16 protein-coding genes are annotated in these 18126 nt (G+C 65.3%); 11 read left to right on the top strand and 5 right to left on the bottom strand.

Annotated features, from left to right (window positions below):
• Positions 1-375: 375 nt before the first annotated feature.
• The 9 genes from QX051_RS27250 to QX051_RS27210 all read left to right on the top strand — a co-directional run bounded on the left by QX051_RS27250 (position 376) and on the right by QX051_RS27210 (position 10371).
• The gene (locus tag QX051_RS27250; protein ID WP_409998146.1) at positions 376-2361 is read left to right on the top strand and encodes an ATP-binding protein; all 1986 of its coding nucleotides are present in this window, start codon (positions 376-378) and stop codon (positions 2359-2361) included.
• Positions 2331-4076: a DUF3369 domain-containing protein gene (locus QX051_RS27245; protein ID WP_315757672.1), complete on the top strand. Its 1746-nt coding sequence runs from the start codon at positions 2331-2333 to the stop codon at positions 4074-4076. Before QX051_RS27250 ends, QX051_RS27245 begins: the two co-directional genes overlap by 31 nt.
• Complete coding sequence (locus tag QX051_RS27240) at positions 4073-4816, top strand: response regulator (protein WP_315740552.1); 744 nt, start codon at positions 4073-4075, stop codon at positions 4814-4816. Before QX051_RS27245 ends, QX051_RS27240 begins: the two co-directional genes overlap by 4 nt.
• A 231-nt stretch (positions 4817-5047) precedes the next feature.
• Positions 5048-5659, top strand: coding sequence for a sigma-70 family RNA polymerase sigma factor (locus QX051_RS27235; RefSeq protein ID WP_315740553.1), 612 nt, complete (start codon positions 5048-5050; stop codon positions 5657-5659).
• 365 nt (positions 5660-6024) lie between these two features.
• The gene (locus tag QX051_RS27230) at positions 6025-7431 is read left to right on the top strand and encodes a cytochrome ubiquinol oxidase subunit I (protein ID WP_315778247.1); all 1407 of its coding nucleotides are present in this window, start codon (positions 6025-6027) and stop codon (positions 7429-7431) included.
• Complete coding sequence (gene cydB, locus QX051_RS27225; RefSeq protein ID WP_315778246.1) at positions 7428-8438, top strand: cytochrome d ubiquinol oxidase subunit II; 1011 nt, start codon at positions 7428-7430, stop codon at positions 8436-8438. Before QX051_RS27230 ends, cydB begins: the two co-directional genes overlap by 4 nt.
• On the top strand, positions 8438-8563 hold the full coding sequence (locus tag QX051_RS27220) for a DUF2474 family protein (protein WP_315757675.1): 126 nt from the start codon (positions 8438-8440) through the stop codon (positions 8561-8563). The genes cydB and QX051_RS27220 overlap by 1 nt, the downstream gene beginning before the upstream one ends.
• A 109-nt stretch (positions 8564-8672) precedes the next feature.
• Positions 8673-9266, top strand: coding sequence for a L,D-transpeptidase (locus QX051_RS27215; protein WP_315740557.1), 594 nt, complete (start codon positions 8673-8675; stop codon positions 9264-9266).
• Positions 9267-9333: 67 nt separating this feature from the next.
• Positions 9334-10371 (top strand): amino acid ABC transporter substrate-binding protein, encoded by a 1038-nt coding sequence (locus tag QX051_RS27210; RefSeq protein WP_315778245.1) that lies wholly within the window; start codon positions 9334-9336, stop codon positions 10369-10371.
• A 513-nt stretch (positions 10372-10884) separates the two neighbouring features.
• Here the strand turns inward: QX051_RS27210 and QX051_RS27205 are convergent.
• Positions 10885-11841: an IS481 family transposase gene (locus QX051_RS27205; protein ID WP_315778244.1), complete on the bottom strand. Its 957-nt coding sequence runs from the start codon at positions 11839-11841 to the stop codon at positions 10885-10887.
• A gap of 651 nt (positions 11842-12492) precedes the next feature.
• Between QX051_RS27205 and QX051_RS27200 the strand changes: the two genes are divergently transcribed.
• Positions 12493-12948, top strand: coding sequence for a fasciclin domain-containing protein (locus tag QX051_RS27200; protein WP_315778280.1), 456 nt, complete (start codon positions 12493-12495; stop codon positions 12946-12948).
• Here the strand turns inward: QX051_RS27200 and QX051_RS27195 are convergent.
• The 3 genes from QX051_RS27195 to QX051_RS27185 form a co-directional block, all read right to left on the bottom strand.
• Entirely contained in the window at positions 12942-13073 is a 132-nt protein-coding gene (locus QX051_RS27195) for a hypothetical protein (protein ID WP_315778243.1), read from the bottom strand. The genes QX051_RS27200 and QX051_RS27195 overlap by 7 nt on opposite strands.
• A 92-nt stretch (positions 13074-13165) precedes the next feature.
• Positions 13166-14305, bottom strand: coding sequence for an acyl-CoA dehydrogenase family protein (locus QX051_RS27190; protein ID WP_315778242.1), 1140 nt, complete (start codon positions 14303-14305; stop codon positions 13166-13168).
• 158 nt (positions 14306-14463) lie between these two features.
• Positions 14464-15648 carry an acyl-CoA dehydrogenase family protein gene (locus QX051_RS27185; protein WP_315778241.1) on the bottom strand — a complete coding sequence of 395 codons (1185 nt, stop codon included), beginning with the start codon at positions 15646-15648 and terminating at the stop codon, positions 14464-14466.
• A 161-nt stretch (positions 15649-15809) separates the two neighbouring features.
• Here QX051_RS27185 and QX051_RS27180 point away from each other — a divergent pair, with 161 nt between their 5' ends.
• Positions 15810-16355 (top strand): carboxymuconolactone decarboxylase family protein, encoded by a 546-nt coding sequence (locus QX051_RS27180; RefSeq protein WP_315778240.1) that lies wholly within the window; start codon positions 15810-15812, stop codon positions 16353-16355.
• A gap of 385 nt (positions 16356-16740) precedes the next feature.
• Here the strand turns inward: QX051_RS27180 and QX051_RS27175 are convergent, their stop codons facing one another.
• Positions 16741-17982, bottom strand: a complete 1242-nt coding sequence (locus QX051_RS27175; protein WP_315778239.1) for an MFS transporter — start codon at positions 17980-17982, stop codon at positions 16741-16743.
• Positions 17983-18126: the final 144 nt, after the last annotated feature.

Genomic DNA, 18126 nt, shown 5'->3' with positions numbered 1-18126 from the left:
GGCCTTATAGCACCTGTTCGGGAGTGCATTGAACCTTTTCATGTCCGGGCCGACCTCATCATCAGGGGGAAGAGTGTTGCCTGTGTACCGCGCCCATCTTTCGTCGATCTCGAGAGTGGACGTCACGCCGGTGCTGATGCGCGCTGAGGCGGGCGCGCGGTACCGCTCGTCCCTTTCATGCTCGGCGGCGCGACTGGCTGCGCCGCAGCATACAAGCCCGGCTGCGCGCGGCAGAGCGGACGCAGGCAGGCTCCGCACGACCGGCCCGAGGTAGCGATCGTGGCGCGATCCGAGCAGCGGAAATCCGTCGCGCGGCCGCTCAGTCTGGCGGTCCTGGGGCGGGCACGGATCGTGCGCGCGCTGCGGGCGGTTCCGATCCGCTGGCGGATCCTCTCGATCGCCGCGCTCAACTCGGCTGTCGTGATCGTGCTGGCGGCGCTGATCTGGAACGGCGCGACGGTGCTGGGCACAGCCTGGGACGACGTTCGCCAGGTCCGGGAATCCGACAAGGTGCTGGCCCTGCTCGAAAGCGAGACGAGCCGGCTGCAGAACCTCATTCATCGCTACATCAATCAGCCGAGCCCGGAGCTGTTCGCCGAGATCCTGCTGCTGCGCGAGGCCGTGCTCGGGACGCTCACGACGCGCGCCTCGACCGACCCGATGCTGTCGGGGTCGGTCGAGGAGCTGGAGCGCGTCACCGTGCGTTTCCTGGACGGCTTCGGCGAGTTGCGCAGTCTGCAGGCGACGATCTCCAAGACCTATGAGGAAGAGGTTCTCGGCCCCGCCCGCGACATCGCCGGGCTCTATTCGGTGATCGAAGGCGCGACCGGCCATCGCGACGCGCAGATCTGGCCCTCGCTCGGCAAGTCGCGCGAGGCCTTCACCGCGATGCTGGTCGCGGCCAATTCCTACTATCTGTCGCTCGCGCCCGCCTCCGCCGACGACGCGCGCCGCAACACGGAGACGATCGAGAAGACCATCCCGGTGATGTCGAGTCTTGCGGACAATGATCTGCAGCGGCTCGCGCTGCAGCGACTGTCAGCCCGGACCGCGGCGCTACGCGCAGGATTCTCCAAGCTCACCGATCAGCTCACCAACCGCACCGAACTGCTGCGCAACACCATCGATGCGAGCCAGGCCGAAACCATCGGCGCCATCGACGGCCTGTCGGTGAAGATGCGCCAGCACGAGCAGAAGGCGCAGGCGACTTTCGATCGGACGTTGAAGGACATCTCCCGTCGCGTCCTCTCGATCGCCGTGATCTTCCTGGGAGTCATCCTGTCCGCCGGGGTGCTGATCGCCTTGTCGATCAGGCTGCCGTTGCAGCAGATCATGGCCTCGATGCGCGCGATCATGCTGGGCGACTACGACCGCGAGGTCCAGGGCACCGAGGCGCGTGACGAGGTCGGCGCGATGGCCCGCGCCGTCGAGACCTTCCGCGAGAACGCAATCGCCAAGCGCAAGACCGAGGACGAGCTCCGCGCCGCGAAGGAAAAGGCCGAGAGCGCGCTGCTCGAACTCAACGCCGCGCAGCGCAACCTGATCGATGCCGAGCGGCTGGCGGCGCTGGGCGGGCTCGTCGCCGGCGTCGCACATGAGGTGAATAATCCGATCGGCATCAGCCTGACGGTGGCCTCCAGCTTCGCGCGCCGGGTCGAGATGTTCGAGGCCGCACTGCGGTCGCCCGAAGGCGGCCTGCGCCGGTCGCAGCTGGAGGAGTTCGTGCGCTCCTCGCGCGATGCATCCGAGCAGCTGGTCGCCAATCTGCAGCGCGCCGGCGAGCTGATCCAATCGTTCAAGCAGGTCGCGGTCGACCGCTCCCACGCGGAGCGACGGACCTTCGTCCTGAGCGAGGCGACCGATCAGATCATCACCAGCCTCAAGCCGGTGCTCAAGCGCGCGCCGATCGCGCTTGCGGTCGACGTCCCCGAGGGACTTTTCATCGATGGCTATCCCGGGTTCTACGGTCAGATCCTCACCAACCTGTTCCTCAACGCCGTCAATCATGCCTTTGTCGACGGACGCGCGGGCACCATCTCGATTACGGCGCGGCCGCGCGGCGCGGATGACATCGAGATCATTTTCGCCGATAACGGGGCCGGCATGACCCCCGACGTCCAGCGTCAGGCCTTCGATCCGTTCTTCACGACACGCCGCAACGAAGGGGGAACGGGGCTCGGGCTGCATATCGTCTACAATCTGGTGACGCAGCAGCTCGGCGGCCGCATGATGCTGGAATCCCGCGAGGGACAAGGCACCACCTTTCGGATTATCATGCCGCGGGTCGCCAAGGGCGGCGCCGAGACAGCAATGGGCGACGGAACGACGCAATGGCCGAACAGGACGATGTCCTCCAACTGATCGAGGATGCCGGTTTCGACGAGGATGACGGTTCGGCCCGGAAATGGAAGATCGCCGTCATCGACGACGACCATGCCGTGCACGAGGGCACCCGCTTTGCGCTGTCGGATTACAGCCTGAACGGCCAGGGGCTCGAAATCCTGTCCGCCTATTCGGCGGCCGAAGGCCGCGCGCTGATGCGGGAGCACACCGACATCGCGGCCGTGCTGCTCGACGTCATCATGGAGACCGATGTCGCCGGGCTCGAGCTCGTCGAATACATCCGCAACGAGATCAAGAACGAGACCGTCCGCATCATCCTCCGCACCGGACAGCCGGGTCAGGCGCCGGAGCGGCGCGTCATCGTCCAGTACGACATCAACGACTACAAGGCCAAGACCGAGCTCACCGCCGACAAGCTGTTCACCTCGCTCACCGCCGCGCTGCGCAGCTATCAGCAGCTCGAGCGCATGGTACAGACCCGGCGCGGCCTCGAGATCATCATCGACGCCGCCTCGACGCTGTACGACTTCAAGTCCATGCAACGGCTGGCCGAGGGCGTGCTGACCCAGATCGCGTCGCTGCTGAACGTGGATTGCGCAGGCATCCTGGTGCTGCGCGACGACGGCAGCCAGACCGACGATTTTTCGGTGCTGGCCGGCTCCGGCTGCTACAGCCGTTTCTCCGGCGCCGTCACCTCGCGCTCGCTCGATCCGGATCTGCGCGACATGGTGGAGGCCGCCTTCAGGCAGCGCAGCAACGAATTCGCCGACCATCGCACCGTGCTCTATGTCCGCACCGGCTCGGGGCGCGAGGTCGTGGTGCTGCTGCAGGCGGAGCGGCCGCTGTCCGAGACCGATCGCTCGCTGGTCGAGATCTTCTCCAGCCGGCTGTCGATCGCCTTCGACAACGTGATCCTCTATCAGCAGCTGCATGAGGCCAACACCCAGCTTGAGGACCGCGTCGCCCAGCGCACCCGCGCGCTGATGCAGGCCAACCGGCGGCTGTCGGCGCAATGGCTGCGGCTGCAGCGCGCCAACGGCTTCAAGAACGAGATTTTGGGCACCGTCGCCCACGACCTGAAGAATCCGCTCGGCGTCATCCTCGGCCGCACGGAGATGCTGACCGAGCTGATCGCGACCGGCGCCTCCGCCGACGGCATCACCAGCCAGGTCGGACATATCCGAGATGCTGCCAGGCGGCTGACGTCGATGGTCGACCACCTGATCTCGGATGCGATGGCCGACGCCTTCGACATCACCATCCGCCGTGAGCCGGTCGACATCGCTGCCCTGGTCCACGAGGTGGTCGAGGCCAACCAGCCGCTCGCGCTCAACAAGCAGCAGGTCATTGCCGTGTCGGCGCCGCCGCATCTGTCGACCATGTGCGACATCGACCGGATCCGCGAGGCGATCGACAACCTCCTGAGCAACGCGATCAAGTACAGCCCGATCGGCGGCAGGATCACCGTGAATGCCGCCGACGATGGCGACAACACCATCATCGGCGTCACCGACCAGGGCGCCGGGCTGTCGCCGGAGGATCTCGGCCGCCTGTTCGGCCGGTTCCAGCGGCTGTCGGCCAAGCCGACCGCCGGCGAGAGCTCGACCGGGCTCGGCCTGTCGATTGTCAAACGCATCGTCGACATGCATGGTGGCGAGGTGACGGCCAGAAGCGATGGGCCGGGATCCGGATCGACCTTCACGATCACACTGCCGGCGGCCGAATTGTCATGAGTCAGAGCCAGCACATCATCATCGTCGACGACGAGGCCCCTGCCCGCGAAATGGTGGGTGATTACCTCAAGATGCACGGCTTCGCGGTGACGCTGTGCGACGGCGGCAAGAGCCTGCGCAGCGCCATCGAGACCGGCCCGGCAGATCTCGTCGTGCTCGATCTCAACATGCCCGAAGAGGACGGCCTGTCGATCATCCGCGATCTCAAGGGCCGCACCAACATCCCGGTGATCATGCTGACCGCTACCGCCAGCCCGATCGACCGGGTGGTGGGGCTCGAGCTCGGGGCCGACGATTACGTCGCCAAGCCGTGCGAATTGCGCGAATTGATGGCCCGGATCCGCTCCGTGCTGCGCCGCAGTGGGCCGGCCAAGACTGCGGCGGCCGCTACGGACTCCGCTCCCGCCCAGGCGAAGGACCCGCAATTGGTGCGGTTCGGCACCAAATGGCTCGATCTCGATGCCCAGGCGCTGCGGGATGACGAGGGCAACGAGCACCCGCTGACGGCGTCCGAATTCGGCCTGCTCAAAGTGTTCGCTGCCAACCCGAAGCGGGTGCTGTCGCGCGAACGGCTGCTCGAGCTGGCGAATGCACGCGATGCCGAGGCATTCGACCGCGCCGTGGACCTGAGAATCATGCGAATCCGCCGCAAGATCGAGCCGGATCCGACCAAGCCGGCGGTGATCCGTACCATCCGCGGCGGCGGCTACCTGTTCTCGCCGGCGGGCGAGAAGGCCTGAGGACGGCCGGTCGGCGGCGGCGGAAGCGGCCTCTGCATCCACATCCAGTTCCGCATCTTGGAATAGGGCACAATTCCGCCACGAGTGTTTCGCGATGTGCGGCGCGACGAAACATTTCCGCAGGCGCACGAAACCATTTTCCTGTTTTCGTGCAGACGTCCCGAAACGGGCGCTCCTTAACAATCCCTCCCGTCGAAACGCCGCAAGGGGGCGGCGGAACGGGAGAGTGCCATGCAGAACGTCGTTGCCATCAATTCCGCAGCCAGCCAGGGCATCATCGCAGCCCAGGCGACCACGGACGGCATGCTCCTGGAGAGCATTGCCGATGGCGATCGCACCGCGATGCACACGCTTTATGCGCGCCACAATGTGCGGGTCTATCGCTTCATCCTGCGCATCGTCCGCGACACCACGATCGCCGAGGACCTCGTCAGCCAGGTGTTCCTGGACGTCTGGCGCACCGCCAGGCAGTTCGAGGGCCGCTCGCAGGTCTCGACCTGGCTGCTGTCGATCGCCCGCTTCAAGGCGTTGACCGCGCTGCGCCAGCGCCGCTTCGAGGACATCGACCAGGACGAGGTGCGCGAGATCGCCGACGACTCCGACACGCCGGAGACCTCGCTCGAGCGCTCCACCACCAGCGCCATCCTGCGCGCCTGCGTCGCCAAGCTGTCGCCGGCCCATCGCGAGATCATCACCCTGATCTACTACCACGAGAAGTCGGTGGAGGAGGTCGGGCAGATCATCGGCATTCCGCAGAGCACGGTGAAGACGCGCATGTTCTATGCCCGCAAGCACCTCGCCGAACTCCTGCGCTGTGCCGGCGTCCACAGCCTCGCCGCCTGACCAAGGTTCATTCTCGTCGGGGCTGATGTCCCGACGGGTTCCAAAGACGACGCACGAAAATCACCGAACGAAACAATTGAAACAATCGGCGAAATCACCTGGAAAATTTCGGCCGCTAGAACGTTATCCATCGACCGAGCCTCAGTCCCCCAGCTGATCTCGGTTTCGAGCGAGCAAATTCAAGGATAACCTCCACCTCCCAAGGTTGCTCCGAAGACCCGGCGGATGCCCCCGCCGGGTCTTCGTCGTTTATGGACCTGCAGCGCCGCCTTGGTCGATTTGACCATTTGATATCGCGCGTTGCCGGTGCAATCTTCCGTCATGGGGCGATGCGACAAGCCCCGTGGCAATGACGGACGGTGCTGATGTTCGGTTTGGATGCGGTTGAGCTGGCGCGCGCGCAGTTCGCCTTCACGGTCACCTTCCACATCATCTTCCCCGCCTTCTCGATCGGGCTCGCGTCCTACCTCGCCGTGCTCGAGGCGCTGTGGCTGTGGACCGGACGCGACGTCTATCTCAACGTCTTCAATTACTGGCTCAAGATCTTCGCCATTACCTTCGCCATGGGCGTCGTCTCCGGCATCGTGATGTCCTACCAGTTCGGCACCAACTGGTCGGTGTATTCCGACAAGGTCGGACCGGTGATCGGCCCGCTGATGGCCTATGAGGTGCTGACCGCGTTCTTTCTCGAGGCCGGCTTTCTCGGCGTCATGCTGTTCGGCCTCAGGCGGGTCGGCCCGAAGCTGCATTTCCTGGCCACTCTGATGGTCGCCGTCGGCACCCTTATTTCGGCGTTCTGGATTCTCTCCGCCAATTCCTGGATGCAGACGCCCGCCGGCTACGCCGTCAACGCCGACGGCCAGTTCGTCTCGGTCGACTGGCTCAAGGTGATCTTCAATCCGTCCTTCCCCTATCGCCTCGTGCACATGGTGCTGGCGGCCTATCTGACGACCTCGCTCGTGGTCGGCGCCGTCGGCGCCTGGCATCTGCTGCGCAATCCGCACCTGCCGGGCCCGCGCGTGATGTTCTCGATGGCGATGTGGATGGCGGCGCTAGTGGCGCCGCTGCAGATCCTGGTCGGTGACCAGCACGGCCTCAACACGCTCGAGCACCAGCCGGTGAAGATCATGGCCATGGAAGGCCATTTCGAGAGCCACAAGGACGGCGCGCCGCTGTATCTGTTCGGCTGGCCGGACCAGGCCAAGGGCGAGCTGACATGGGCGCTCGGGATCCCTAAGTTCGGCTCGCTGATCCTCAAGCACCAGATCGACGCACCGATGGCCGGCCTCGACACCGTGCCGCGGCAGGACTGGCCGCCGGTGGCGATCACCTTCTGGTCGTTCCGCATCATGGTCGGCCTGGGGCTGTTGATGCTGGCGCTCGGCCTGTTCAGCCTGTGGGAGCGCTGGCGCGACCGGCTGTACATCAATCGCGGCCTGCACCGCTTCGCGATTGCGATGGGACCAGCGGGATTCATTGCCGTCATGGCCGGCTGGATCACCACCGAGACCGGCCGGCAGCCGTTCACCGTGTACGGGCTGCTGCGCACCACCGATTCCGTTTCCCCGCTCGCGGCCCCGGCCGTGGGTGCCTCGCTGCTCGCCTTCATCATCGTGTATTTCATCATCTTCGCCGCCGGCGTGCTGTACATCCTGCGCCTGATGGCCGAGCCGCCGCATCCCGGTGAGCCGGGCCCGAGCAGCGAGCAGCCGGTCCGCACGGCCGGCATCACGCCGGCCGCGGGCGTCGTGCAGGGAGCCGTCGGATCATGAGTGTTGCCGTCGATCTCGCGACCCTCTGGGCCTTCATCATCGCGCTCGCCGTCTTCATCTACGTCGTGATGGACGGCTTCGATCTCGGGCTCGGCATCCTGTTTCCGCTGTTCCCGGGCAAGCAGGACCGCGACGTCATCACCAACACGGTGGCGCCGGTGTGGGACGGCAACGAGACCTGGCTGGTGCTCGGCGGCGGCGGCCTGATGGCCGCCTTCCCGCTCGCTTATGCGATCCTGATGCCCGCGCTGTATGCGCCGCTGATCGCGATGCTGGTTGGGCTGATCTTCCGCGGCGTCGCCTTCGAATTCCGCTGGCGCACCCGCGCGCAGCGCAATCTGTGGGACCTCGCCTTCGCCGGCGGCTCCTGGGTCGCGGCGCTGGCGCAGGGCATCGCGCTCGGCGCCATTCTGCAGGGCGTGCATGTCGAGGGCCGGCACTATGCCGGCGGCTGGTGGGACTGGCTGACGCCGTTCAGCATCCTCACCGGCGTCTCGCTCGTGGTCGGCTACGCACTGCTCGGCGCGACCTGGCTGATCCTGAAGACAGAGGGCGACCTGCGCGACAAGGCGTATCGCATCAGCTGGTATCTCCTGTTCGCCATGCTGCTCGCGATTGCCACGGTCAGCCTGGCGACGCCGCTGCTCACCATTCAATATGCGCAGCGCTGGTTCACCTGGCCGGCCGTGGTCCTGACCGCGCCGGTGCCGCTCGCCGTCATCGGCGTCACCGTGCTGTTGATGAAGCACCTCGCCCAGAAGACCGACGGCTGGCCGTTCTTCCTCGCGCTGGCGCTGTTCCTGCTGTCCTATGCCGGCCTCGGCATCAGCATGTACCCCTACATCGTGCCGCAGAGCATCACGATCTGGCAGGCGGCGGCGCCGGAGCGCAGCCAACTGATCATGCTGCCGGGCGTGCTCGTGCTGGTGCCGCTGATTCTCGGCTACACCGGTTGGGCCTATTGGGTGTTTCGCGGCAAGGTCGGGCACGACAGCGGCTATCATTGATGCCGTCCGAGCAGCCTGCCCCGCTCGCGAAGCGCCTCGCCTGGTTCGTCGTGCTGTGGCTCGCCGGCGTGGCGGCCGTCGGCACCGTCGCCTTCCTGCTGCGGCTCTGGATGAAGCTTGGATGACGGCGGGCGCCCCGCGCTCACCTTGACTTTGCTGCGAATATGCCCCTGAAATTTGGCGGGTGATTTTAATCGGGCGAGCTTCGCAGGGGTCCGTTGAGGAGAGCTTTGAATGCCGAGTTTCCGTCGCCTGCTGTGTACCACCAGCGCCATCATCGCGCTGGCGCTGTCTACGTCGCACAGTTTCGCCCAATCCGAGGATCCCGGTGATCAGCCCGGCCTCGTCGCCGATGACGGCTACGAGCTCGATCCCGAATGGCGCAAGCAGGTGGTGTATTTCCGCACCACCGAGCCGCCAGGCACGATCATCGTGTCCACCGCCGAACGCCACCTCTATCTGGTGCAGCCGGGCGGCCGCGCCATCCGCTACGGCATCGGCGTCGGCCGTGACGGCTTCCAGTGGCAGGGGCTGCTGTCGATCACCAAGAAGGCCGAGTGGCCGGACTGGACGCCGCCGCCGGAGATGATCCAGCGCCAGCCCTATCTGCCGCGCTTCATGGCCGGCGGTCCCGGCAATCCCTTGGGCGCGCGCGCGATGTATCTGGGCACCACCGTGTACCGCATTCACGGCACCAACCAGCCCTGGACCATCGGCAGCAAAATTTCCTCCGGCTGCTTCCGGCTGGTGAATGCCGATGTCGCCGATCTCTATGACCGCGTGCCCGTCGGCACCAAGATCGTGGTGCGGCAGAAGCCGGAACTGTGACGGCGGCCAAGGCCGCCGATTTTCCAGCCATCGCTTCGTCCTGACATTTTTTCGAAAGAGATTGACCATGCGCACTTTCCGAGGCGGCCTGCTGATCGGGCTCGCCGTCGCCGTCCTCGTCGCGGCGCTCGCCGTCACCTATGAGATGTACGACACCCGCACCTTGAAGCGAACCATCCGCCGCGGCGAGGTGCTGTGCGGCGTCAACGCCGGGCTGCCCGGCTTCTCGATTCCCGACGACAAGGGCAATTGGAGCGGCTTCGATGTCGACTTCTGCCGCGCCGTGGCGGCCGCGATCTTCGACGATCCGAAGAAGGCGAAGTTCGTGCCGCTCGACGCCAGTGAGCGCTTCAAGGAGCTGCAGAGCCGCAAGGTCGACATCCTCTCGCGCAACACCACCTGGTCGATGGCACGCGAGCAGAATTACGATCTGTATTTCCCGGCGGTCGCCTATTACGACGGCCAGGGCTTCATGGTGCCGCGCGCGCGCAAGCTGGAGACCGCGCTCGACCTCAACGGCAGCAAGGTCTGCGTGCAGGATTCCACCACCAACGCGCTCAACGTCGGCGACTATTTCCGCACCAACAACATGAAGTACGAGGAGGTGAAGTTTCCCAAGCTCGACGACGTCATCAAGGCGTATGACAGCGGCAAGTGCGACACCTTCACCGCCGACGTCTCGCAGCTCTACGCGCTGCGCCTGACGCTGTCGAAGCCCGGCGATCACGACATCCTGCCCGACCTGATCTCCAAGGAGCCGCTCGCGCCCGTGGTGCGCCAGCGCGACGACGACTGGATGATGATCGTGAAGTGGACGCTGTACGCGATGATCAATGCCGAGGAGCTCGGCATCACCTCCAAGAACATCGACGAGGCGCTGAGGTCGAAGAAGCCGGACGTGATGCGCCTGGTCGGCAACGAGGGCAGCTATGGCCAGGACCTCGGCCTGACCAAGGACTGGGCCGCGCGCGTGATCCGTCACGTCGGCAATTACGGCGAGGTCTATGAGCGCAACGTCGGCAGCGAGTCGAAGCTGAAGATTCCGCGCGGCATGAACCAGCTCTGGAACGCCGGCGGCGTCCAGTATGCACCGCCGATCAGGTAGGCGCTGGGTCTCGACAGCTCGCCCCTCCTCGTACCATCTCGCCACGCGCTTGGTGCACCCTCTCCCCTTGTGGGAGAGGGCGGCTTCGATGCGAAGCATCGAAACCGGGTGAGAGGGGTAGCCACGAGCTCAGACCTGAATGTGTGGCACCACCCCCTCACCCGAGCGAGCTTGTAGTTGGCTTTTGCGTAGCCCTCTCCCACGAGAGGAGCGGGCGCGTTCACGCACACCGCGCGTGCATCAACTATTTCGAATTGCACGATCGAAACAACGGGCGTTGCAGCTTAAGACAGCCATTATCGCTCTCGCGACGCCCTGCGCGTCCGAGCTTTGCCAGATTCTCCACCCTCCGAAAATCGAGGGCGCAGGGAAGGCCAGGTGCCGACTGGCACCTGCGGCCCGCCTGCTTAAAAAAATGCAGGCGGCAGAACCACAGGCTCAGCCAGGACAACCCGGCCTTCCCTGCGCGACGGTGTTAACGCTTATGGCGCGCTCTCCTCGGTGTCCGGCTTGTTAGCTGTGGAGCCTCAGGAGGTTGTCCTCGGTTAAACCGAGTCTGCTGATAGGCGGCTGGGAGTTTATGCCGCCGTGAGGCCGGTGCCAATTATACTGGTGCAGCCAGATGGGCAGTTGCGCGGCGCGCTGATCGGAAGTGGGATAGGTGTGTGCATAGGCCCACTCCCGGAGCGCTGTCTGGATAAAGCGCTCAGCCTTGCCATTGGTTCTGGGCGTGTAGGGCTTGGTGCGGATATGCTTGAGACCAATATCGCGGCAGGCCTTATCGAAATCGAAGCCGATATAGCAGCCACCGTTGTCGGTCATGACGCGGGTGACGGTAACGCCCAAGCTCTTGTAGTGAGCGACAGCGGCCTTGAGAAACGCAACAGCACTCTCGGCGGTCTGATCAGGCTTGAGCTGTGAAAAGGCGACACGGGAGTGGTCATCGATGCAGACATGCATGTACTCCCAGCCAAGTCCGCGACAATGACTATAGCCGCTCCGATTGCCGGTGACGCGATGGCCGCTTTGCGCGAAACGGCCGAGCTTTTTGATATCGATATGGATCATCTCGCCCGGCGCAGCGTGCTCATAGCGACGCACGGGTTCGATCGGCTCCAGATCACGGATTCGGTTCAACCCCAGTCGTCGCAGAACGCGGCTGACCGTGGCCGGCGACACCTTAACCTCAGCCGCAATCTGCTTGCCCGTGTGGCGCTGACGGCGCAAAGCCTCGATAGCGGTACATGTGGCAGCAGTGGTTTGGCCTGGCGATGAGTGCGGTCTGGAGGAGCGATCGAGCAATCCCTCGACACCTTCCTCGCGGAACCGCTTCACCCATTTGGCTACGGTCTTCGGCGTCGTATTGTACTGGTAAGCAGCTTCAGCATAGCTCAGCCCACCCTCAACGACACTCCGCACCATCGCCTCTCGACCTTTCGGTGTCATAGGCGCATTCTTGTGGACGTCCATCTGGTCTCTCCTTGGAACACTGAAGCTTCGCAACCTCAGCTTCCTCGGTTCAGACCGGATGGACAACCTCCTGGAAGACCACAGTTAGCCACCGTCGCCGCCCGGGATCATCACCCGTCGACTTGACGCCAGCATCGGGGCGCCAGGACCACGCGCTTTCACGTCCGCATCGCCATCGTTCGTCGGCGCGATCACTCACGCTGCGATCCGATGCGTCCATCGCGTCACCGGCCCACGTTTCGTAACGATCGCGAAGCGTCCCTCTTGCGGGCCGTGACGGCGGGGAATGTGCGGCTGATTTGCCCGACGAGACAACGCCCGTCGGGTTGCGACAAAATGGCACGACGGGCAATGCGGATGCTCCCGCAAAGCAATTAGTCCCGCGGATTCATGGCTCTCGCGCGATCTGCCCTGGAGGTTCGGGCAGCCGCTCACGAGCTCGTGAACTCATTCTCAAATCCAGCCAATCGCAACGATCGTAACGAGCCTGACCAATCCGGTCGGGTGATGCGCCCCTGCACAACAGGGAGAACAAGAGGTACCGAAATCCTTTTGCGCATCAGCCAACTCATCAGTTCACAGGGAAAAACTCGAATGACGCTGGGATTCCGTTCGTTCATGGCCGGCGCGCTGATGCTGGGCGCGCTCTCCATGTCAGCAGCCGCGGCACGTGCCGCCGATATCGTCGACACCGCCGTCGGCGCCGGCCAGTTCACGACGCTCGTCGCCGCCGCCAAGGCCGCCGGCGTCGTGCCGGTGCTGAAGAGCAAGGGCCCCTTCACCGTGTTCGCGCCGACTGACGCGGCGTTCGCCGCGCTGCCGCCCGGCACGGTCGAGGATCTGCTCAAGCCGAAGAACAAGGGCAAGCTCGCCGCGATCCTGAAGTATCACGTGATCCCCGGCGCGGTGAAGGCGGGCGACGTCGCCGGCAAGAAGCTGAGCGTAAAGACCGCGCAGGGCCAGAAGGTCGACGTCGACGGCACCATGTTCGGCGTGCAGGTCAACGACGCGCATGTCGTGCAGGCCGACATCATGGCCTCGAACGGCGTCATCCACGTCATCGACAAGGTGCTGCTGCCGCCGGCCAAGACGTCGACGCATCATTGATAGGACGAGAGCGCGCCATCGGTGATGGCGCGCTCTTTTTTTTGCGAACTCTGCTGTTGCCGTCGATAGTCACTGTCGTACCCCGCGAAGGCGGGGTGCCCAGTACGCTGCGGCTTGTCGGTCAATCACAACTCTCTCGGCGTACTGGATCGTCCACCTTCGCGGACGATGACAGCTGAGCGTGTGGAGTCGGCGGGGTTCCGACAAGCGGCCTTGCTTAGTACCCCCTGAGCTGAGCCAGCTGCGCTGCGTGATAGTTCGCATCGCCCAGCAGCTCCTCACAGACGCGGGCGCGCTTCATGAAGAAGCCGATATCGAACTGGTCGGTCATGCCCATGCCGCCATGCATCTGCACGCCCTCCTGCACCGCGCGGGTCGCGGTCGCGCCCGCGCGGGCCTTGGCGACGGCCACGGCCGCCGTCGCGCCGGCGGAATCGGCGTCGAGCGTCTGCAGCGCCTTCAGCACCGCGGCGCGGGTGATCTCGATCTCGATGTAGAGCTGCGCGGCACGGTGCTGCAGCGCCTGGAATTCGCCGATGGCCTTGCCGAACTGCTTGCGCTCCTTGAGATACGCGACGGTGCGTCCGAACACCTCCTCGCTGAGACCCACCATCTCGGAGGCGACCGCGCCGCGGCCGAGATCGAGCACGCCGCTCAGCACGGCCGCGCCACCATCGACCTCGCCGAGCACATGATCCGCGGTGACCTCGACATCATCGAAGCCGATGCGCGCCGCGTTGTGCGCGTCGACCATGATGGTGCGCTCGATGGCAACGCCCTTGGCCTTGGGATCGACCAGGAACAAGGTCAGGCCCTCGCGCTCGCCCGGCGCGCCCGCGCTGCGAGCGACGACAAGCAGGAGATCAGCGACGTGGCCGTCGACCACCATCGCCTTGGCGCCGTTCAGTTCGAAGCCATTGCCTGAGCGCACGGCCTGCAGGGCGGTGCGCAGAGGACGATGCTTGGCGCCTTCGTCGAGCGCCAGCGCGGCGAGCAGCGCGCCGCTGGCGATCTTCGGCAGATACTCCGACTTCTGCGCCGCCGAGCCGGCGCGCGTGAGCGCCGAGGCTGACAGCACCGCGGTCGCCAGGAACGGCGACGGCATCAAGGTGCGGCCGATCTCCTCCATCACGACACCGGCCTCGACCGCGCCGAGGCCGGAGCCACCATGCTCCTCGGGCACCAGCAGGCCGGCCAAGCCCATCTCGGCGAAAGTGGCCCAGAGCTCTTTGGAGAAGCCGGTCGCGTCGCGCGTGTCGCGCAGCTTGCGCAGGTGAGACACCGGCGCGTGATCTGAGATCAGGCCGCGCGCGCTGTCGCGCAGCATGGATTGTTCTTCGGTGAGGAGGAGAGGCATGGCACGAATCCCTTGAAAACTGCGTCTGACCGGTTCGCTCTCAACCCTCATGGTGAGGAGGCGCGCAAGCGCCGACTCGAACCATGAGGCCAACGTCGGGGCCTCATCCTTCGAGACGCGCGCCGAGAGGCGCGCTCCTCAGGATGAGGGGAAATAGTTCACGCCCCCGGCAGATCGAGGATACGCTTGGCGACGATGCCGAGCATGACTTCGGACGTGCCGCCTTCGATCGAGTTGGCCTTGGTGCGCAACCAGGCGCGCGGGCGGACGCCCTCGCTGGAGCGCTCGCTTTCCCATTCCAGCGCGTCGATGCCGCCAGCCGACATCAGCAGCTCGTGCCGGCGCTTGTTGAGCTCGGTGCCGTAGTACTTCATCGCCGACGAGAACGCCGGATGGCCCTGCCCCGCCTTGGCGAGATCGACCATGCGCTCGGCGGCGGCCGCGAGCGCAGCCTCGTCGACGTCGAAGGTCGCGATCTCGGCGCGCAGCAGCGCATCGTCGAGCCGGCCCTGCCCGTCGCTGCCGACGGAGTCCGCCGCGACCTGGCCGAGCGGCCGGCTGCCGCCGCGCTCGCCCATGCCGGAGATCATCGCGCGCTCATGCTGCAGCAGATATTTGGCGACGTCCCAGCCGCGATTGACCTGACCCACGACATTGGCCTTGGGCACCCGGACATTGTCGAAGAAGGTCTCGCAGAACGGCGAGCGACCGGAGATCAGGAGGATCGGCTTGGTCGAGACGCCCTTCGACGTCATGTCGAACAGGATGAAGCTGATGCCGTCATGCTTCTTCGCCGCGGGATCGGTACGCACCAGGCAGAAGATCCAGTCGGCGTAGTTGGCGTAGGACGTCCAGATCTTCTGGCCGTTGATGATGTAGTCGTCGCCGTCGCTTTCAGCGCGCGTCTGCAAGGAGGCGAGATCAGAGCCGGCATTCGGCTCGGAATAGCCCTGGCACCAGCGAATGAGACCGGCGGTGATCTTGGGCAGGTGCTCGCGCTTCTGTTCGTCGGTGCCGTATTTCAGGAGTGCCGGCCCGAGCATCGAGATGCCGAACGAGGTGATCGGGGCGCGAGCGCCGATCGCCGCCATCTCCTGGCGCACGATCTTGGCCTCCTCGCCGTCGAGACCGCCGCCGCCATATTCCTTCGGCCAGTGCGGTACCGTCCAGCCCTTGTCGCGCATGCGCTCGAACCAGACGCGCTGCGGCTCGGAGGAGAATTTTGCGTTGCGGCCGCCCCAGAAGGTGTCCTCCTCGGAGGTCATCGGGCGGCGCATCTCTGGCGGACAATTGGCCTCCAGCCAGGAGCGCGTTTCGCGGCGGAATGTGTCGAGATCGGCCATGTCTGGTCCTCGCGCGTTTCCATGATTGCTGTCGTTGGCAACGACCTAACCTCAGCGCTTCCTGGATTTCAACATCGATGTCGCCGCAAGGGCGGTACGCCCTCGCCTTGCATGGCGTTCTATGGTCATGATGCCGCCGCCCGAAATATGAGGACACCGACATGCGCCTGAAACTTCTTTCGCCCGGCGAAATGAGCGCCGACCAGCGCCAGACCTATGACGAGTCGATCGCCAGCAAGCGCGGCGCGCCACCGCCGCCGATGATGGCCTGGCTCAATAGTCCGGAGATGGCGCGGCATGCGACACGGCTCGGCGCCTTCCTGCGCTACGACACGGTGTTTCCCGCAGCATTGTCGGAGATCGCGATCCTGGTAACCGCCCGGCACTGGACCGCGCATTACGAATGGTACGCGCACAAGCGCCTCGCATTGGCGGGCGGCCTCGACATCAAGATCATCGACGCCATTCGCGACCGCCGCACGCCGGCGTTTTCCGATCCCAAGGCGAAGATGATCTACGACGTCGCCAAGTCATTGCATGAGGGCCACGGGCTGACCGATGCGCTGTACGAGGAGGCGATCGCGCTGCTCGGCGAGCGCGGCCTGGTCGAGATCATCGGCCTGTGCGGCTACTACACGATGGTCTCGATGACGTTGAACGCGTTCGACTTCAACCTGCCGGAGGGCGAGGTGTCGGAGTTGAAGTGAGGCGTGAATGTGCTGAAGAGCGGTGCTGATAAGTGCGCCTCTCCTTGTAGGAGAGCGACTTTTGAGTACACATCTTCGCTCATTGGGGTCGCCATTTTGCCGCGACCGCGGTGAACCCCTCCCTCTTGCGGGGAGGGGTTGGGGGTGGGGGTCCACGCGCGCTGAACGTCGTTGAGCACGCCTTTTGATATGTCCAGGGCCTCAGTGCTTCAGAAGCGTAGGAGGCCTTCCAGCCACCATGATCCTACGCGCACAGGGACAACAGAGGCGCTCGATGGGGTCGATCTCTCACGGAGAGAGCACGACTCGTGGACCCCCACCCCCGACCTCTCCCCGCAAGGGGGAGGGGAGCATACTGTGTACGCCGTGCGAGCTCGCACCGCCTCTACCCCCGCTCCGCCACATCCACTGCCGCGAGCCGCGCATCACGGCGCTTCGACGACCACACCAGTGCCAGCACGCACAAGCCCAGCAGCACCGGTGGGAAGACCACGAGGTTCACCGCCGACCAGCCGAAATTCGCGAGCAGTTGGCCCGACGAGAACGAGCCCAGCGCCATCAGGCCGAAGATCAGGAAATCGTTGAACGCCTGCACCTTGTTGCGCTCGGCGGATGTATGCGTCTCCAGCACCAGCGCGGAGGCGCCGACGAAGCCGAAATTCCACCCCACCCCGAGCGCCACCAGCGTGGCCCAGAAATGCATCGCGGTGAGGCCGGACAGACCGATCACCGCTGCGACCGCTTCCAGCGCGAGGCCGACCGCGACGATGACGGGCGCGCCGAAGCGCGCGATCAGCGATCCCGTGAAGAAGCTCGGGCCGTACATCGCGACGATGTGCCATTGCAGGCCGAAATTGGAATCCGACACCGTGAGCCCGCACATCTGCATCGCCAGCGGTGCCGAGGTCATCACCAGGTTCATCACCGGATAGGCGATGGTGCCGCACAGGGCGGCTGCGATGAAGCGCGGCTGGCGCACGATCTCGGACAGCGGCCGGCCGCCATGGAGATCGGCAGCTTCAGGCTTCGGCAGATCGACGCCGGCGACGATCCCCATCGCGACCAGCGCGACCGCCGCCTGGACCAGATAGCTGAACGCGAACAGATAGGGCTGCCAGACGTCCATGGTCCATTGCACGAGCTGTGGACCGAGCAGACCGGCGAAAATGCCGCCCGCCATCACCCACGACACCGCCTTGGGCCGAAACGTCGCGCTGGCGCCATCGGCCGCCGCGAAGCGATAGGATTGCGCGACCGCGCCGTAGAGACCGCCGAGGAAGGTCGCCAGGCAGAACAGCGCGAACGAGCCGCGGAGAATGGCGAGGCAGCCGAGCACGCCGGTGACGACGCCGCAGCCGGTACCGATCAGGAAGGCCGCCCGGCGGCCAAAGCGGCGCGAGATCGCGCCGGTCGGCAGGGTGCCGGCGGCGAGGCCGACGACATACATCGAGATCGGCACCGTCGCGAGCCCGATGCTCGGCGCGATGGTGACGCCGACGATCGCGCCGGTGGCGAAGATCACGGCCGAGTTCGCGCCGGTCAGCGCCTGGGCGGCCGCGAGCCGCGCCACGTTGCGGCGGGCGCGGGCATCATCGGAGGTGTCTTCGCTCACGGTCAGATCGATCATCTCGGGTATCCGGAGGCGTGGGGCGCACGCTCCCGCCTTGCTCGTTTGGCCGCACTATTGCGGGAAGCGCGCGCCCGAGGCAACGGGCGCGAACGGAGACAAGCCATGCGGGCGGCGAACGCGCCATGGAGCGTGATTCGACAC

The sequence above is a fragment of the Bradyrhizobium sp. SZCCHNR1053 genome, assembly GCF_032381235.1.
Lineage (GTDB): Bacteria > Pseudomonadota > Alphaproteobacteria > Rhizobiales > Xanthobacteraceae > Bradyrhizobium.
Note: the sequence above shows the minus strand (reverse complement) of the source record. Positions and strands in the feature narration are given on the sequence as shown.

Coding starts and splice junctions, on each gene's coding strand:
- QX051_RS27215 (WP_315740557.1), top strand. CDS start 8,673: ATGCCGAGTTTCCGTCGCCTGCTGTGTACCACCAGCGCCATCATCGCG.
- QX051_RS27230 (WP_315778247.1), top strand. CDS start 6,025: ATGTTCGGTTTGGATGCGGTTGAGCTGGCGCGCGCGCAGTTCGCCTTC.
- QX051_RS27240 (WP_315740552.1), top strand. CDS start 4,073: ATGAGTCAGAGCCAGCACATCATCATCGTCGACGACGAGGCCCCTGCC.
- QX051_RS27220 (WP_315757675.1), top strand. CDS start 8,438: ATGCCGTCCGAGCAGCCTGCCCCGCTCGCGAAGCGCCTCGCCTGGTTC.
- QX051_RS27210 (WP_315778245.1), top strand. CDS start 9,334: ATGCGCACTTTCCGAGGCGGCCTGCTGATCGGGCTCGCCGTCGCCGTC.
- QX051_RS27180 (WP_315778240.1), top strand. CDS start 15,810: ATGCGCCTGAAACTTCTTTCGCCCGGCGAAATGAGCGCCGACCAGCGC.
- QX051_RS27190 (WP_315778242.1), bottom strand. CDS start 14,305: ATGCCTCTCCTCCTCACCGAAGAACAATCCATGCTGCGCGACAGCGCG.
- QX051_RS27205 (WP_315778244.1), bottom strand. CDS start 11,841: ATGGACGTCCACAAGAATGCGCCTATGACACCGAAAGGTCGAGAGGCG.
- QX051_RS27185 (WP_315778241.1), bottom strand. CDS start 15,648: ATGGCCGATCTCGACACATTCCGCCGCGAAACGCGCTCCTGGCTGGAG.
- QX051_RS27175 (WP_315778239.1), bottom strand. CDS start 17,982: ATGATCGATCTGACCGTGAGCGAAGACACCTCCGATGATGCCCGCGCC.
- QX051_RS27245 (WP_315757672.1), top strand. CDS start 2,331: ATGGCCGAACAGGACGATGTCCTCCAACTGATCGAGGATGCCGGTTTC.
- QX051_RS27235 (WP_315740553.1), top strand. CDS start 5,048: ATGCAGAACGTCGTTGCCATCAATTCCGCAGCCAGCCAGGGCATCATC.
- QX051_RS27200 (WP_315778280.1), top strand. CDS start 12,493: ATGTCAGCAGCCGCGGCACGTGCCGCCGATATCGTCGACACCGCCGTC.
- cydB (WP_315778246.1), top strand. CDS start 7,428: ATGAGTGTTGCCGTCGATCTCGCGACCCTCTGGGCCTTCATCATCGCG.